Genomic DNA, 16,883 nt, shown 5'->3' with positions numbered 1-16,883 from the left:
GCTAATTGTGTCGTTATTGTGTAAAATTCTGAATTGTATCTAGCGCCCGCTCAGCAAGCTTTTCGTTTTTCTCACGCTTGTTGCGAATGCGCTCTGGCCACTCGGGAACCAGCCCGAAATTCGCGTTCATCGGCTGAAAATGTTTCGGATCCGCCGTCGTAATATAGCGCGCCATGCTGCCCATGACCGTTTCCGGCGGGAGCACGATCAGCTCTTCGCCTTTTGCCAGACGCGCGGCATTGATGCCTGCGAGCAGTCCGGAAGCGGCAGATTCCACGTAGCCTTCCACCCCTGTCATTTGGCCTGCAAAAAACAAGGTGTCCCGCTCCCTGTACTGATACGTAGGGCGCAGCAGCTTCGGCGAATTAATGAACGTATTGCGGTGCATGACGCCGTAACGGACGATTTCGCAGTTTTCCAGGCCAGGGATCAGCGAGAACACCCGCTTTTGCTCCGGCCATTTCAGATGGGTCTGGAAGCCGACGATGTTGTACAAGGTAGCCGCGCCGTTGTCCTGGCGAAGCTGAACGACTGCGTACGGCTTTTTGCCTGTGCGCGGGTCTGTCAGACCGACAGGCTTCATCGGGCCGAACAGCATCGTTTGGCGTCCGCGTTTTGCCATGACTTCGATCGGCATGCAGCCCTCGAAGAAAATTTCTTTTTCAAACTCCTTCAGCGGAACCGCTTCGGCGGCAATCAGCTCATCGTAAAAGCGATTAAATTCTTCCTCCGTCATCGGGCAGTTCAGGTAAGCAGCCTCCCCTTTATCGTACCTGGACGCCACGAAGACTTTGTTCATGTCGATCGAGTCTTTTTCGATAATTGGTGCTGCAGCATCATAAAAATATAGGTATTCTTCCCCAGTCAGCTCCTTGAGCTTTTGGGAAAGCGCTGGCGATGTCAGTGGTCCTGTCGCAATGACGACGATGCCATCCGCGGGAATGTCGGTGATCTCGTCGGTGATAACCTCGATCAGCGGATGATTTTTCACAGCATCCGTGACATAGCCAGCAAACTCATGCCGGTCTACCGCAAGCGCTCCCCCTGCCGGAACGGCGCAACGGTCAGCAGCCTCGATAATGACCGAGCCTAGACGGCGCATTTCTTCCTTTAATACGCCGACGGCATTGGCCAAGGAGTTCGCGCGCAAGGAGTTGCTGCAGACCAGTTCCGCGAATTTGTCGGTATGATGGGCAGGTGTCTGGGTCTTAGGCCGCATTTCGTACAGCTTGACGGGAATGCCTGCCTTGGCAATTTGCCAGGCAGCCTCGCTTCCGGCCAAACCCGCGCCTACTACAGTAATAGTTGGTGTTGTCATGCTGTTCTTCCTCCAAGCTACAAATTCTACCTCGTCCAATCAGGAGTCTGCTTCTTCCTGATAGTCGCATTTGGTGCAGACAACGCTAACCCCTTGCTTCTTGCGCTTTTTCTCCACGAGTAGGCTTGCGCATTTCGGGCAAGGACGGGCAATCGGTTTGTCCCACGATACAAAATCGCATTCCGGATATCGGTTGCAGCCGTAAAAAATACGGCTCTTCTTAGATTTACGTTCGATAATGTGTCCAGTTTCACATTGCGGGCACTTTACCCCTGTTTCTTTGACGATCGGTTTCGTGTTGCGGCATTCCGGGAACCCGGAACAAGCGAGGAACTTGCCGAAGCGCCCGAGCTTGTAGACCATCACGCGGCCGCACAGCTCGCAAGTCTCGTCAGACTCTTCGTCTTTCAGCTCGACTTCCTTCATTTCTTCTTCCGCTACGGCCACTCGCTTGGCAAAGTCACCGTAAAACGCATCGAGAATTTGAACCCAGTTCGCTGTGCCTTCCTCGATTTCGTCGAGATCGGACTCCATATGGGCGGTAAACTCCGCATTGAGAATTTCCGGAAAAAACTCCTCGATCAGCGTAATGACGATTTCGCCCAGCTCTGTCGGGATGAACCGCTTTTCCTCCAGCGCGACATAGCCGCGCTTCTGAATAGTTTCCAGCGTTGGAGCGTACGTAGAGGGACGGCCGATGCCGCCTTCTTCGAGCGTCTTGATGAGACGCGCCTCCGAGTAACGCGGCGGCGGCTGGGTAAAATGTTGCGCCGGCGTTATTTCTCGCTGTTCCAGCGTCTGGCCTTCAGCGATTGGCGGCAGGAAGCTCTCTTCTTCCGTGCCGTCATCATTTCCTTCTATATAAACCTTCATAAATCCAGGGAACTTCACTTTCGAGCCAGTCGCCCGGAACATGACGCCCCCTGCATCAATATCTACACTCATGGTATCGAGTACAGCGGAAGACATCTGGCTCGCCAGAAACCGCTCCCAAATGAGTCGATACAAGCGCAGTTGATCTCTCGACAAAAATTCCTTGATCTCATCCGGCGTACGTGCGACCGAGGTTGGGCGGATCGCCTCGTGCGCGTCCTGAGCGTTTTCTTTTTTGACCTGGACACGAGGTTCTGCCGGTATGTAGTCAGCGCCGAATTTTTCCAGTATGTACTCTTTCGCCTCATTTTGCGCGGTTTCGGATACGCGGGTCGAGTCTGTACGCATATACGTAATCAAACCGACTGCGCCTTCCTTGTTGCCGACGTCAATCCCCTCGTACAGCTCCTGGGCGATCCGCATCGTCTTGGCGGTACGGAAATTGAGCTTGCGCGCGGCTTCCTGTTGCAGAGAGCTGGTGATAAACGGCGGTGCAGGATTGCGTTTGCGCTCGCGCTTTGTTACCTTTTGCACGACAAACGACTGATCCTTCATTTTGTCCAGCACGCGCTTGACGTCCTCTTCCGACTTCAGCTCGACTTTTTCATCCTCATAGCCGTAAAACTTCGCCTCAAACTCTTTGCCGTTGCTTGCGAGCTTGGTGGCAATCGTCCAGTACTCTTCGGGAATGAATTGCTGGATTTCGCGCTCCCGATCCATAATCAGCTTGACGGTGACAGACTGGACGCGTCCGGCGCTCAAACCTTTGCGCACTTTTTTCCACAGGATCGGGCTGATGTTGTAGCCGACCAGCCGGTCCAAAATACGCCGCGCCTGTTGGGCGTTCACCAAATCCATGTTGATATGGCGCGGATGCTTGAACGCTTCCTTGATCGCGTCTTTGGTAATCTCGTTGAACACCACGCGAAGCGGCTGGTTCAAATCGAGTCCGAGATATTGGGCCAGATGCCAGGCAATTGCTTCCCCTTCGCGATCCGGGTCGGCTGCCAGATAGACTTTCTTTACTTTTTTGGCGGCATCCTTCAGGCCCTTGAGTACATCGCCCTTGCCGCGAATGGTTATGTATTTGGGTTCAAAGCCATGATTGACATCTACCCCCATCTGACTTTTCGGGAGGTCGCGCACATGTCCCATGGACGCTTTCACGATATATTTGCTACCCAGATATTTTCCAATGGTTTTCGCTTTCGCAGGGGATTCTACGATTACGAGCGTATCAGCCATTTTTTTCCTCCCCTTTTAGTAAGGAATCTTCCCTATTATTAAATATGCTTATCCGATTTGTCAAACACTTGCAAGCTTTAGGGGATTCCCGGGAAAGGTCAAACATGCCTTAGCGCCGCGCGAAATACCCCCCTGGCAGTGCCGCAAGCACCCCTTTTGCCTCCAGTCGGACAAGCAATTGGTGCACGTTTTTGCGCCGGTCAGGCTCCAGTTGCTGTACAAGCTCATCCACGTGCACGCCTTCGTAAGTGATCGCCTCCACAATCACGCTTTCCTCTGCGGTAAGCGTCATGGAACTGCTGCCTTTTCCGGCGACAGACGCTGATTCAGCACCGCTCGCATAAGCCCGCGGCAACTCCTCCAAGATATCGCAGGGTCTTGTTACTAGCTTTGCTCCTTGTTTGAGCAAGTTATGCGGCCCTGCGCTCATCAAGGAAAAAATCGGGCCTGGAACGGCAAAAACGTCGCGTCCTTGCTCCAGCGCACAGTCCGCTGTAATCAGCGATCCGCTTTTTTCTGCTGCTTCCACGACTACTACGCCCAAACTTAGTCCACTGATAATGCGGTTTCGCTCGGGGAACAGCCCTGGGACGGGCGGAGTATCTGGCGGGTATTCGGACAAAAGTAGTCCAAAAGATTCAATTTTTTCGTAGAGCGTTTGATGCCTTGGCGGGTACACATGATTCAGCCCGCAGCCCAATACGGCGATGGTCTTTCCTCCAGCCGCAAGCGCCGTCTGATGCGCTTCGCCATCTATGCCATAGGCCAGACCGGATACAATCGCAAGCCCCGCCTGCACCAGCTCTTTCACCAAATACGCGCAGCTCGCCCGGCCGTACGGCGTTGGCTTGCGCGAGCCGACAACACCGATGGCCGCCTCTGCAAGCAGCTTGCGATCGCCTCGGCAAAACAGCGTCAGCGGCTGGTCAGGAATATGCCGCAGCAAGGAGGGATAGTCTTCGTCAAAGATGCAAAGAAAGCGAGTCCGACTCGCCTCCCGTTTTGCTAACAGGTGCATGACAGCCGCGGCATTTGTTTGCATATCAACTTGTTGCACAAGCTCGACAGAAAGCCCCAACTCTTCCCCGATCAAAAGCCAATGATCGACAGCATTCTGAAAAGACCCTGCTGTTTCGCTAATTTTCCTGATTGTTCGACGTCCCAACCCCGGTGTCATCGCCAGTACATACAGCCAATCTCGCTCACTGATTTGCGGTTTGCCCATCAAACACCCTCCTTGCATTCCAAGCGTTACCTTGGACGGCTTCGAGTGCTATTGTAGCGAAAGACAGCGGCCTCTTTCAAAAAAAGAAAAAGTGGACAAGCATCTGCCTGTCCACTTCTGCTATCAAAACGATTACTTGTTCAACACTTTCTCCAGCATGCCGCGCTCTTTCAGCAGTTCTACCAGTGTTTCACCGATTACTGCTGGCGTTTTCGCTACGCGAACGCCGCACTCTTCGAGCTTCGCGATTTTCTCAGCGGCTGTACCTTTACCGCCGGAGATGATCGCACCAGCGTGGCCCATGCGTTTTCCTGGAGGAGCAGTTTGTCCGCCAATGAAGCCTACCACTGGTTTTTTCATGTTCGCCGCGATCCATTCAGCCGCTTCTTCTTCCGCCGTACCGCCGATTTCACCGATCATGATAACGGCTTCAGTGTCTGGGTCTTCGTTGAACATTTTCAGTACATCGATGAACTCCATCCCTTTTACAGGGTCGCCACCGATACCTACAGCAGTGGATTGACCGATGCCGCGAGTGGAAGTTTGATGTACAGCTTCATAAGTCAAGGTACCGGAGCGGGATACGATACCCACTTTACCAGGGGTGTGAATGTAGCCTGGCATGATGCCGATTTTGCACTCGCCTGGAGTGATAACGCCTGGGCAGTTAGGTCCGATCAGCTTGGTTTTCTTGCCTTCCATGTAACGTTTTACTTTTACCATGTCGAGGACAGGAATACCTTCGGTGATGCAGATGACCAGATCCAGTTCAGCGTCAACCGCTTCCATGATCGCGTCAGCAGCAAAAGGAGGAGCAACGTAGATAACGGAAGCATTTGCGCCTGTTTTTTCTACCGCTTCTGCTACGGTGTTGAAAATTGGAATACCGTCTACTTCGGTTCCGCCTTTACCTGGAGTCACGCCGCCAACCATTTGTGTACCGTATTCAACGGCTCCGCGAGTGTGGAACAAACCTGTTGCACCGGTAATCCCTTGTGTAATTACTTTTGTATTTTTATTAACGAGAATACTCATCGCGTTTTTTTCCCACCTTTTTTTACGTATCTACTCGCAATTGCTTACTTTACCAAGGATACGATTTTCTCAGCGCCATCAGCCATGGATTCAGCCGCAACGATGTTCAGACCGGATTCGTTAAGGATTTTCTTACCGAGGTCTACGTTTGTACCTTCGAGACGCACAACGAGCGGTTTATCCAGCTTGATTTGTTTCGCTGCATTCACTACGCCGTTTGCAATGACGTCACATTTCATGATACCGCCGAAAATGTTAACGAAAATGCCTTTTACTTTTTCGTCGCGCAGAATGATTTTGAACGCTTCGGTTACTTTTTCTTCAGTAGCACCGCCGCCTACGTCGAGGAAGTTGGCAGGATCTCCACCGTAAAATTTCACGATGTCCATGGTAGCCATTGCAAGACCTGCACCGTTTACCATGCAACCGATGTTACCATCGAGGGCGATGTAGGACAGATCGTATTTGGACGCTTCGATTTCTTTCTCGTCTTCTTCATCCAGGTCGCGCAGAGCTACAATGTCAGGATGACGGTAGAGAGCGTTGCTGTCGAAGTTCAGTTTGGCATCGAGTGCCATTACTTCACCGTCGCCAGTAACAACGAGAGGGTTAATTTCAGCGATAGAGCAGTCTTTTTCAACAAATGCTTGGTACAGGCTCATCATGAACTTAGCTGCTTTGTTGATGAGTTCTTTCGGGATGTTGATCGCATAAGCCAGACGGCGCGCTTGGAACGCGTTCAGGCCCGTTACCGGATCGATTACTTCTTTGAAGATTTTTTCCGGAGTTTGCGCTGCTACTTCCTCAATCTCCGTACCGCCCTCTTCAGAAGCCATCATGACAACGCTACCTGTTGCGCGGTCAACAACGACACCCACGTAGTATTCTTTTTTAATATCGCAGCCTTGCTCGATCAAGAGGCGTTTTACTTCTTTGCCTTCCGGACCTGTTTGATGAGTTACCAGCACTTTGCCAAGAATTTCACTGGCATATGTACGAACTTCATCCAGGTTTTTTGCCACTTTTACACCGCCAGCTTTACCGCGGCCACCAGCGTGGATTTGCGCTTTTACGACAACAACCTGGGTGCCCAGTTCTTTCGCCGCTTCAACAGCTTCATCCACTGTGAAAGCTACGCGACCTTCAGGAACTTTTACACCGTACTGCTTAAGTATCTCTTTACCTTGATACTCATGAATGTTCATTCTCCATCCTCCTATGGCAGATAAAGATCGGCAAGCTTTTAGACCGGCACAAAGACATCTGTCTTCTTCCGGTCGAAAGCCTCCACTATCAGTGCAACGTAACTATTCTACGACAAAAATTGCAAAAGTGGTAGTAATATGTTCTCTTTATCGTGACCAGAACTTCGAAACTTCATGAGGAAAACCCATCATTTTCTAAGACTTTGCAACAATTTCCACTGCGCTTCGGCCATTTCATTGTGAGTGAACCAATTTGCATCCAATTGAAAATACTTGGCATACCAAATGACTTCGCGCTCTTTCCCATTGACGGTAAAGAACAAGCGATACTGCTCCGGTCCCGGATCTTTCGGTGCTTCCTTCAGCAGCTCTGCCGTTTGCAAAAGACGCACGGCCTGGTGCGCAATCCCTTGCTCCACGGTCGTTTTTCGGACTTCCAGTTCAAGGCTCTCTACAGCCATCGCACCTGTTGCGGCAATCCGAATCCGGCTCGCCTTGAATAGCTGCTCGAGCTGTTTTTCTTCCTTCTTGTCCGTTGGCGAAATCCATTCTGTCAGCTTGGAAAACAGCCCGCCGTCCAAGTGAAACGTGTGGGTTTCTTTTCCAAACGGCACACTGATTAAGGTAGGGGTCAGCACGGTCACTTCCAGCGGCCTTTCTGCTGAATTGATGCGCAAGCGATAATTCGGGTAGAGCGGATACTGCTTGAGGCTCGCTCCCGTCTCTGGCACAGCCGCTGCCAACGTCTTGCGGATGTCTTCTATCTCCGTCTCGCCAAGCACCCGTGTCTTGGCGAGGTCCTCAGCCGAGAGCAGGACCGTGTCGATTTTTTGCGACAGCAGTCCTTTTCCTGTCAGCTTTTGAATCCAGTGATAAAAAGCGACAGCGCCTGCACCGCGATATGTATTTTCGCCAAACTGGCTGGCTCCTTCTCCGACGGCCACGACGAGAGGGGCTAATTGCTTGCGGTAGAGCACGAGCGTAAAGCGCACGTCTTCCTGCTTCAAGGCTGTTTCTGAAAGCTGCAAATCTTTGCCTTGCCCAGACAGCTCCTTCATGAATGTCGGCAAATCCAGCATCACTTCCTGCCCATCTGTTGACATGACGGTTACCTTTTCTACCGCACCAAGCTCTTTCTCGATACGGTTACTCATGTCGGCCGGCACCTTGTCAGGCTGCGCACAACCGGAAATCATCATACTTGCGACCATCACAATTAACAGGTAAGCACGCAAAGACGATACCATGCAGCACCCTCCTTCGAGTATCAATCGTGCCCGATGATTCTACAAAAGTCCCAATCGTCGGCTGATCTCACTGCCAAGTTTTCGTTTGACGTAAATTTCGCCTATTTGGTGCGGGTCTTTGACCACAACCGAGCGATTGTTCGTGCGGATGACAACGTACTTCTCACCGTTTTTATCCAGTCCGCAAATCAGCTCGGAGGAAACCTCCACAAAAATCGCGACGACATGCTTGCCGTCCACTTTTTTCAGGGAGATTTTAGGAAAAGGGGTTAAAAATGGCGATGTTTTGTCCTGAATGTACTGTGTTATGGCCAAAATGTATTTATCCGGGTCGCCGTATTGCTCGATTTCGTGATCGATGCCGCAAATGGTACCTTCATCCGTAATCCCCAAAAAGAGATTGCCGTTGTTCGAGTTGGCAAATGCTACGACAGTTTTAATAATTCCGCCTTTGGACAGCAAAAAGTCGCGCTTGAATTCGATCATGTCGTTTTCGCCAAGCGAGGTTGCCACGAGCGGATCGTCTACCCGCCCGAGATAGCGAAACCTGCTGATCGCCCCCAAGCGATATACGTACTCTTCAAAGATATCAGCCGGCAAAGACAGGTCTTCCAGACTCGCATCTGTATTCTGCCATAATTTATACGTCTGTGGAGCGAAGCACATGTCAAACAATACATTGCCGCCGAGTGATCGAATGTTCATTCCGATGGAAGCAGGCTTCGTAATCCCCGGTTGATAAGGGGGATCGTTCTCCACTTCCAGGACGCCGGAATGAAACAAAAAGTCAAAATAGTGCCTAGGCAACTGGGCATTTTGCCGCAGCAGCTCTCGGTCAACCGTAGACCTTCGAATCTCCTGGTACAAGTCGAAACGCACAGATTGTTCTGTCAGTTCATGGACAACGGCGAGTAAGGAACAAATATGGCGCATGTTTTCCCTCGTTCTTTTGTTTGGAATCCTTGTCATTGTTTGGTCATAATTTTAACGCAACTATTTGGAGGTTGACCAGTTTTTTTATGCAATCGCCCGGAAAGCGACAGCGGAACGCCCGCCAAAAGACAGGCGCCGCCGTCTAGTTTCCTGCTTTTTCAGGGCGGGACTGGTAGGCGTACAGCAATGTTTGAAGCTTCAAAGACAGTCCCATGTCCCCTTTTATTTTCAGCTTGCCCGTGACAAGAGCTGCGGCAGGATTGAGTGTACCACGGACAAGTTTGATGAAATTTTCATCGGACAATTCCAGCGTACAGCCCGCCTGTTCGGTAGCCCCGAGGCGATAGGTCGCTTCGTCATTGGCAAATTTGATTTCGTACGTACCGCCCTCTTTTCCGGCAAGCACAAAATGATAGACGGCAGAAAAGTTGCGGATCGGCTTCGGATTCGCTTTGATTTTTTGCGCCAGCTCTATCAGTGTATCTGCTACAGACACGTTCATCACCCTTTTGTCGCCGCTTCCTCTATACGCCGTGCGAAGAGGCGAGGCGCCCTTTCGTCAGCTTTTCGTACCAGCACCGTTTACACCAGTCGGGGAACGTCGCTCGCTTCGCTCTCGCTCTCATTGGCTTGAAGCGCTCGCAAGTGTTCGCACAAAAAAAGAAAGCCGGGCATTTGCCGGCTTATTTTACTCGAACAGCGGTTCCAGTCGCGATGACCATCATCATGCCTTCTCGGAGCGTTTCGAAGTCGAGGTCGACTCCAACGACTGCGTTTGCCCCGAGCGCGCGCGCTTTTTCCTTCATTTCTTGCAGCGCCATTTCGCGTCCTTCTGCCAGCTTGCTTTCGTAGGAGCCGCTTCTGCCACCGATGATGTCCGTGATTCCTGCCAAAAAGTCGCGGACCACGTTCGCCCCCATGATGACTTCTCCGCTGACGATATCCAAATAGGCTTCAATTTCTTTACCTTGCAACGTGCTGGTTGTGGTAATAATCATGGAAAAGGCCTCCTCTAACCGAATTCATTTCACTCTGACAATATGTAATACGAATGAACTTTGCGGCGGTTTCAGTTGCCCCTTTTTTAGCGGGCGGCTTACTCAAAGTGTGTGCCTGTAACCATGCCCTTATCCAGCAGCGTGCTTACGTAACGATCAGGAAAACGTAGACGCCGTCTTCTGTGCCTTGATCGCAGACGAGGCAAGGCTTGCTTGCGCGATCAGTTCCCTCCAGGAGTGGGCGAAGAAATCAGGCTCACTGTAGCCGTTCACATGGCCGACTGCGGCCGAAACCGTGATGTCCAGCACGTCGGTCGGACGCGAAATCAGCTCGATATACTGCTCGACGAGCGCGTCAGGAGCAGTAGAGATCAAGACAAATTCATCCCCTGCATACCGACACAGATGATCTCCCTGATCCTCGGCGATCGAGGAAAGCACAGCCGAATAAGTCCGGATGACGTCATCGCCGAAAGGATGCCCGTATTGCTTGTTAATTCTGCCGAAATCGTTCAAATCGATGAACAGCAGGTGAAACGGAATTTTTTTCTGCAAATAGCTCTCCCCGATAAACTGGATATAAGGCGCCCGATACAGACCGGACAGCGGGTCTTTGTATTGGGCAATTTGCATTTCCACGATTTCTTTCGTAATCATCCCGCTTATTTGCTCGTCGTCCAGGATAATCGCCAGTCTGGCATTTTCATTGAGAAAGTAATGGTGCGCCTCCCAAATGTTTTGATCCGCCAGCAGGTAATGCACCTGATTGCACATCGCATCGGCGACAATCCGGTTTGGATGCGCAGTCAGGACATCTCGGGAAGTCACTAAACCTACGACCTCTCCATGGTCAATGACGACCAGCGAATCCATCTGATACTCACTCATGAGCCTTGCAGCATGGGAAACGGATTTGTCAGAGGAAATGGAATGGATCGTCGGGTTCATGATTTCGGAGATGTTCATAGCAAATCCACCTCTCGCTGTACAGACAACGCAATTTTCAGCTCAGAACGCAACACCATTGATTCGCTAATCATCCGCTCTGATTCCTCAAGAATAATTTTCATCAGCAGTTTTTCGTCCATCATCTGCAGGAGCGAGTTTCTCAGCAACACCGCCTCGATCTTCGGATGATCGATTTTCAGCAGGGTAAACTGCTCCGGAGACAGTGCCTCTGCCATCCTCCGTACTGCTTCCGGTCCGATCGGCGCTTTTCTGCCGATAATCAGCATATCCTGCATCGGAGGGACTTCAAACTCGGATATTTTTAAGGAAAGAGTGGCTTTCCTAGAATATACGCTACTATCACCAAACATCAGTAATTCCTCCAATTCTGCTCTCCCCTCTTAATCTTCTCGCAGGCGATCTGGTTTCCCAAAAAGGTATCCTTGTCCCATTGCAATTCCCAATGAAGAGGCGCAAGCAAAATCTTCTTCTTCTTCAACTCCTTCAAGAATGAGTTGAGGTTCGTACTTGCAAAAGTCAACAAACAGCTTGACGACTGTCTGTTTTTCTTGCGAAGTCGAAAGCTCCTTGGAATAGAAACGATCGATTTTGATGAAATCAGGCGAAAGATCAGTTATTTTATGAAAAATATTTGCTGCATCCCCTACATCATCTAACGCGATCAAAAAACCCATCTTTTTCAATTCGCCAATGCGATTGGTAAAAACGGGCTCATGCCAGCATTCCCCTTCCATGATCGATTCGTTTATTTCCAGTACGATTCTTTTCAAATACGGAAAAAAAGCTTGCTTGATTTCCTCGATGAATCCCGGAAACGAATCTTCCACGATCGTGGACGGAAAAATATTGACAAACAGGAGCTCCTGGGTGTGTTCCTTGGATGAACGAAGAAAAGACAAAAGCGCATGCCGAAATGACTGGGTATCCAGCTCCGGCAACTTTCTTTTTTCCTTGGCCATCGAAAACAACAGTTCCGGGTTTAGTCCCGCTTTGCTGCGGAGCAGCACCTCATACCCTATTCTTTTTTTATCAGGGAATTGGCATATGGGCTGAAACGCATGATAATACTCTCTTTTCTCAAATAGTTCCGCAATGCTCTCCATCAATTTTCCTTTCCCTTTCCTAGCAAATATGAACACAGAGAAAGCTTCCCAAGTGTGAGGTGCATAGGATGTACGCCCAATTCATTGGAAGTGCTGGGAAGTTCAACGACCAGTAAGACCGCAAACCCTAGAAGTTTTCGGCGCGAAAACTAGGTAAAAGAGATCACAAAATCTCCAGTCTATTCGACAACATATGTCTTTGTTCCTAGTTATTCGCCATTGTTTTGCATATCCCTTTCCAAATCATACTAAATTTCTGCTGAAAAAAAAGCAGCTTTTGGATAGCTCGGCATAATTTTCTGCGCGAGGCATGCCGTTTTTTCCTATATGGAACAATTATTTTTGGCTTTGTCGCTCTCCAGTTGCTCTCCTTTCGCCGCTCTCCACTCGGATTGCTTAGGCACTTTGCCGTTTTTTTCATACAGTTTGGGGAAAGGTGTTTTGCAGAGGAAAGGATGATGAAAATGGCGATGATCTCGACTTATACGCTTCAGGTGCAGAGCGGCCAGCCGTTTGCGGTCACGCTCGACGCAAATCCGACGACTGGGTACCAGTGGGCACTGTCCAATTCGGTGGACGAGACGTTTCTGTTTCTGCAATCCAGTGAATTTGTTCCGCCTTCGCAGCCCGCTCGGATTGGGCAAGGCGGTCAGCAGCGGTTCACTTTTCGGGCGCTGCGCCGGGGTGTGACTTCGCTTTCGTTCAAGTACTGCCGTCCGTGGGAGCCGTCTGATTGTGCCAGCTTTGTTTTTTATGTCGTTACGGTTGTGTGAGTTTTAGTGGTTGGGTATGGGGTGAGTGAAGCTGGGTTTTCGTGTTGCTTAGAAAAAGGCGATTTGTAAAAGGCTTGGGTTAAGCAAGGCGTTTGCCAAGCGGTACAGAGAGTATTCGCTTGCGCTTGTTTGCCAGAATGAGGTTTGTAGCTAGATGTTTGGGTAGGTGCTTGCAGTAGGTGTTGTAGTTGCTTGCAGCGGTTGCGTGCCAAAGCGCTCAACCGCACTTGCCCACCTACTGCACGCGGTCAAAACGGCACCCCTCTGTCCAACGCCCTGTACCGAATCGCCTCCGCGACGTGCGCGGCCTCAATCTTCGCTGCTCCCTCCAAATCTGCAATCGTTCGCGCTACCTTGACGATTCTGTCGTAGGCTCTCGCGCTCAGACCGAGCGTCTCAAACGCAAGCTGCAACATTTCTTGTCCTTCTTTGTCCAGTTTGGTGTAGTTGCGCAGCTCTTCGGCGTTCATCATGCTATTGAAGGGGCTGGCGGGGCGATGCCGATATCTGTCGCATTGAATGGCGCGCGCCCGTTCTACTCGCGCCTGAATGTCCCGCGACGATTCCTCCATGGAGCGGTTGTGCAACAGTTGTACGGGCACACGCGGGACTTCGATATGCAGGTCAATCCGGTCCAAAAGCGGCCCGGACAGCTTGGAGCGGTATTTGTATATTTGTTGCGGGGAGCAGGAGCACGACTGCTTCTCCCGGGTGCCGAAAAATCCACACGGACAAGGATTGCACGAGCCGATCAGCAAAAATCTCGCCGGAAAGGAAAACACCTGCTTGGCGCGGCCAATCGTCACAATCCCTGCCTCCAGTGGCTGGCGCAGCACCTCAAGGACGTGACGGGAAAACTCGGGCATCTCGTCCAAAAACAAAATCCCGCCATGCGAGAGGCTGCATTCGCCCGGTCGGGGAATTTGTGCCCCTCCCCCGATCAGAGCTGTAGCTGTAATCGTATGATGCGGAGCGCGAAACGGCCGCTCTTGGATGAGTCCGCCCTCGCGCTTCAGTTGTCCTGCAATGCTGTATATTTTCGTGACCTCGTACGATTCGTCCGTCGTCATTTTTGGCATGATGCCTGGCAAACAGGTGGCCAGCAGCGTCTTGCCACAGCCGGGCGGTCCGACCAGAATGACGTTGTGAAAACCGGCTGCCGCGATCTCCAGCCCGCGTTTGACGAAGCGCTGGCCGTACACATGCGCAAAATCCGGTGCCTGCGGGGTCACAGGGGTTTGGCTAGTCCGCGTTGATGCAGACGCCGCAGCCTGCGGATTTTTGGGCTGTAGTCCTTCTTTCCAATACTGCACCGCTTCCGTCAAATTGGCGGCGGGCAAGACGATAATCTCGACCAGATGCGCTTCGGCGGCGTTTGCCTCGGGTAAAATGACGTGGGTAAAGCCTGCCTTCGTCGCTTCCAGCAGGATGGGGAGAACGCCCGGCACGGGACGCAGGGAGCCATCGAGGGCAAGCTCTCCGAGGATCAAAATTCGCTCTGGGCGGGGCAGTATTTGTTTGGAGGCAAGCAAAATGCCAAACGCGATGGCCAGGTCAAAGCCAGAGCCTTCCTTGCGCTGGTCCGCTGGCGCCAGATTGACCGTAATTCGCTGCATCGGGTAATCGTAGCCTGCATTGCGCAAGGCAGCACGAACGCGGTCCCTCGCTTCCTTCACGGCAGAGCCGCCCAGCCCGACCAGGTCGAACTGCGGCAGTCCATTGGCAATGTCCGTTTCCACGCTCACAATCATCCCGTCTATGCCGAGAACAGTCCCGGAAAAGCTGCATGCGTACATATTCTCTCCCCCTTTGCTAGTAGCGTAGGAAAAGATAGCAGGGATGTGCAAGTTTATTACAGTGGCGGGAATGAAAACGCGAGGTGCGCAGGTTTAGCTCAGCAGTGAGAATGAAAGCGAGGTACACGCAGGTTTAGCGCAAGTGGAAAAGCAAGCTGAGTACGAAAGTTTATCGCAGCGGCAGAAAATCTTCCAAACCTGCCGCATATCCGTTTCTCACAGACTGCCTCCCTTCTCTTGCAACTGGCTGTGTCTTGCAACAAATCTGTCCAAACACAAAAAGACCCGCTACACAATACGCGAGTCTTGGCATGGCTGTTCTTTTGTCCCTGCAGCCGCTACACCCTGGCGGCAAGCCGTCACTTGCGCGGCGCAGCGCTGTTCGTTTTAGGAAAGCTCCTTTTTCACATTGGCAATGAGCTTGTCGGCATTGTTTTCGTCGTTGTCAAACATGACGAGGTCGTGCAAGACGATGCCCTCTACAGTTTGAATGGCTTCCGACATCGAGTCGGCCAGCTTTTGCATGTCGATTTTGTCTGCTTTTTCTACGTCTAATACGAGTACCAGCTTCTTCATCATGGAAATCCTCACTTTGCACGAAAAAATAATGGTTGGAAAAGATCGTATGTACCTACGGCATTATACCAAATAATTGGCGGGCAATCGACTGTGAGCTTGCTTTTCAATGCGTCCGCTACAATCTAGCCGCTTCCAGGTGCTTGCGCGTAGTAGCCTTTTTCAAAGACGATGACAGATTCCACAGGCTGGCACACGTCTTCAAACGCATAGGGAGCGTAGACGCCAAAGCCGTAGCGAAACGAAGTAAAACCGTCGCCTGTCGCTTGCCAATCAGGATCATGCTCCCGAACGAACGCTTCTACTTCCTGATACGGCTGCCCCAGCAAATTTTTTCCGTAAAAAAGAACTTCAACATTCGGATGAAATTCCACCGCCTCACAAACGCCGGGAGGTTTGTAGGAAACAAAGCAACACGAGAAATCGTCACTGTCCAAAGGCTGCTGAAACGTGCGAAATGGTCGCGGAATGAACTGCATGGCATCGGCCGCTTCCTCCCGGCTCATGCCAAGCAAAATCACTCCAGCCCCGACGTAAGGAGCAATGACAAATCGCTTGCAGGCTGGAAAGTCTGTCGGATGCAAACGCTTTGAACACGCTGCTGCCGAACCTCTCTCCGTCACGCCTGGCTCCCAGCAAGTGGTGTTTCGCTGCATGAAGGCGGTCGCTTGGACACATGCGGGCTTTGCGGACTTTGCAGGCTCGCCCAACTTGTCCTTGCGCTTCAGTTCCTCGCGGGTATGCTCAGGCAGCTTTGTCATTGGCTGCTCCCCCATCCCTGTGCTCTTTTCGCTGCTCCTACGGCACTCGCATCACTCCGGCCAGGCCAAGCGCAAATAGCGGCGATACAGCTCGTCCAGCCTGGCCGTCTGATCGGGCATGCTGCCTGCGTATTCGCTCGCACAGGCGCTCAGTCTTTCCAGTCTGTCGTCGATATACGCGTGAATCACATCTATCCTCGGTTCCAGATCAAGCTCGTCTCCCTCCATTTTCCGGTGCAGCAGCTCGTCTATTTCCCGCCGCAGGTCCGCATCTGTCACCAGCTCGGCTACTAACTGCTGAAACAGGAGCGGAGGGTTTGTCCTGTACTTTTCGATCCATTCGCAAGCCAAGATCGGGCGCAGGACGTAAAAATATTTTTTGATCCGCACGTGGTCACCCTGCAAATCCTTGCGGTAGTTTCCATTCGCCATGCTCAAATAGTGGAGCATCGCTGTTTTGGGCGAGAACAACTCGTTGCGCATCTGAATCAGTTCCGCGCGAAATCCGAGCTCGTCCCGATAAACGATACCGGAAGCCAGCCATTCGTGCAGAGCCGGATTGGATTTGCGAAACAGCTTCAACGCCTTTCGTATATCCCAGCCGCTTATATCGAGCGTTTCATCGATGGGCAGCTCCACGACATCCCGCTTGTCATCAATGGAAAGATACCACTCGGGCTTCTTCACGTACACAAACCGTACATCATAGTCGCTATCCTGCGAAGGAAAGCCCCAGGCACGGCTCCCGGACTCGACGGCAAACAGCACCTTCAGCTCGTGTTCTTTTTCGATTTCCAGCAGCTTTTGCCTGATGAGTTCCTGCATC

17 protein-coding genes are annotated in these 16,883 nt (G+C 51.5%); 1 reads left to right on the top strand and 16 read right to left on the bottom strand.

All coding sequences use genetic code 11. The features are described 5' to 3' along the window. Nucleotides 1–13 precede the first annotated feature (13 nt). From trmFO to M655_RS11675, 12 genes are all read right to left on the bottom strand, one after another. Nucleotides 14–1,318, bottom strand: coding sequence for an FADH(2)-oxidizing methylenetetrahydrofolate--tRNA-(uracil(54)-C(5))-methyltransferase TrmFO (gene trmFO, locus M655_RS11730; RefSeq protein WP_005834272.1), 1,305 nt, complete (start codon nt 1,316–1,318; stop codon nt 14–16). Between the two features lie 39 nt (nt 1,319–1,357). Further along, a complete protein-coding gene (gene topA / locus M655_RS11725) occupies nt 1,358–3,436 on the bottom strand; it encodes a type I DNA topoisomerase (protein ID WP_005834274.1) in 2,079 nt (692 codons plus the stop codon). Nucleotides 3,437–3,545: 109 nt separating this feature from the next. After that, nucleotides 3,546–4,661: a DNA-processing protein DprA gene (gene dprA / locus M655_RS11720; RefSeq protein WP_026557324.1), complete on the bottom strand. Its 1,116-nt coding sequence runs from the start codon at nt 4,659–4,661 to the stop codon at nt 3,546–3,548. A 132-nt stretch (nt 4,662–4,793) separates the two neighbouring features. Continuing rightward, nucleotides 4,794–5,696 (bottom strand): succinate--CoA ligase subunit alpha, encoded by a 903-nt coding sequence (sucD, locus tag M655_RS11715; RefSeq protein ID WP_005834278.1) that lies wholly within the window; start codon nt 5,694–5,696, stop codon nt 4,794–4,796. Between the two features lie 44 nt (nt 5,697–5,740). Continuing rightward, a complete protein-coding gene (gene sucC, locus M655_RS11710; protein WP_005834279.1) occupies nt 5,741–6,901 on the bottom strand; it encodes an ADP-forming succinate--CoA ligase subunit beta in 1,161 nt (386 codons plus the stop codon). A gap of 188 nt (nt 6,902–7,089) precedes the next feature. Further along, nucleotides 7,090–8,148, bottom strand: a complete 1,059-nt coding sequence (locus M655_RS11705; protein WP_005834281.1) for a hypothetical protein — start codon at nt 8,146–8,148, stop codon at nt 7,090–7,092. 39 nt (nt 8,149–8,187) lie between these two features. Then, nucleotides 8,188–9,081, bottom strand: a complete 894-nt coding sequence (locus M655_RS11700) for an AlbA family DNA-binding domain-containing protein (protein WP_007777751.1) — start codon at nt 9,079–9,081, stop codon at nt 8,188–8,190. Nucleotides 9,082–9,223: 142 nt separating this feature from the next. Continuing rightward, the gene (locus M655_RS11695; protein WP_005834285.1) at nt 9,224–9,583 is read right to left on the bottom strand and encodes an SCP2 sterol-binding domain-containing protein; all 360 of its coding nucleotides are present in this window, start codon (nt 9,581–9,583) and stop codon (nt 9,224–9,226) included. A 181-nt stretch (nt 9,584–9,764) separates the two neighbouring features. After that, a complete protein-coding gene (locus M655_RS11690) occupies nt 9,765–10,079 on the bottom strand; it encodes a YbjQ family protein (protein WP_005834287.1) in 315 nt (104 codons plus the stop codon). Between the two features lie 156 nt (nt 10,080–10,235). Beyond that, on the bottom strand, nt 10,236–11,045 hold the full coding sequence (locus M655_RS11685) for a GGDEF domain-containing protein (protein ID WP_005834288.1): 810 nt from the start codon (nt 11,043–11,045) through the stop codon (nt 10,236–10,238). Continuing rightward, nucleotides 11,042–11,413 carry a hypothetical protein gene (locus M655_RS11680; protein ID WP_235694688.1) on the bottom strand — a complete coding sequence of 124 codons (372 nt, stop codon included), beginning with the start codon at nt 11,411–11,413 and terminating at the stop codon, nt 11,042–11,044. The genes M655_RS11685 and M655_RS11680 overlap by 4 nt, the downstream gene beginning before the upstream one ends. Before the next feature lie 15 nt (nt 11,414–11,428). Further along, nucleotides 11,429–12,151, bottom strand: coding sequence for an EAL domain-containing protein (locus M655_RS11675; protein WP_007777743.1), 723 nt, complete (start codon nt 12,149–12,151; stop codon nt 11,429–11,431). Between the two features lie 458 nt (nt 12,152–12,609). On the opposite strand from M655_RS11675, the gene M655_RS11670 reads away from it, so the two are divergent. After that, nucleotides 12,610–12,924, top strand: coding sequence for a protease inhibitor I42 family protein (locus M655_RS11670; RefSeq protein ID WP_005834292.1), 315 nt, complete (start codon nt 12,610–12,612; stop codon nt 12,922–12,924). Nucleotides 12,925–13,172: 248 nt separating this feature from the next. Here the strand turns inward: M655_RS11670 and M655_RS11665 are convergent, their stop codons facing one another. The 4 genes from M655_RS11665 to M655_RS11650 form a co-directional block, all read right to left on the bottom strand. Beyond that, nucleotides 13,173–14,720 (bottom strand): YifB family Mg chelatase-like AAA ATPase, encoded by a 1,548-nt coding sequence (locus M655_RS11665; RefSeq protein ID WP_026557326.1) that lies wholly within the window; start codon nt 14,718–14,720, stop codon nt 13,173–13,175. A 387-nt stretch (nt 14,721–15,107) separates the two neighbouring features. After that, nucleotides 15,108–15,299: a hypothetical protein gene (locus M655_RS11660; RefSeq protein WP_007777738.1), complete on the bottom strand. Its 192-nt coding sequence runs from the start codon at nt 15,297–15,299 to the stop codon at nt 15,108–15,110. 122 nt (nt 15,300–15,421) lie between these two features. Continuing rightward, on the bottom strand, nt 15,422–16,057 hold the full coding sequence (locus M655_RS11655) for a hypothetical protein (RefSeq protein WP_007777737.1): 636 nt from the start codon (nt 16,055–16,057) through the stop codon (nt 15,422–15,424). Between the two features lie 51 nt (nt 16,058–16,108). Next, nucleotides 16,109–16,882: a nucleotidyltransferase domain-containing protein gene (locus M655_RS11650; protein ID WP_005834300.1), complete on the bottom strand. Its 774-nt coding sequence runs from the start codon at nt 16,880–16,882 to the stop codon at nt 16,109–16,111. Between the last annotated feature and the right edge of the window lies 1 nt (nt 16,883).

Origin of the sequence: Brevibacillus sp. NSP2.1 (assembly GCF_000470975.2) — a bacterium.
Taxonomy (GTDB): domain Bacteria; phylum Bacillota; class Bacilli; order Brevibacillales; family Brevibacillaceae; genus Brevibacillus; species Brevibacillus agri.
The sequence above is the reverse complement of the archived record's forward strand: the minus strand, read 5'-3'. Positions and strand labels throughout refer to the sequence as shown.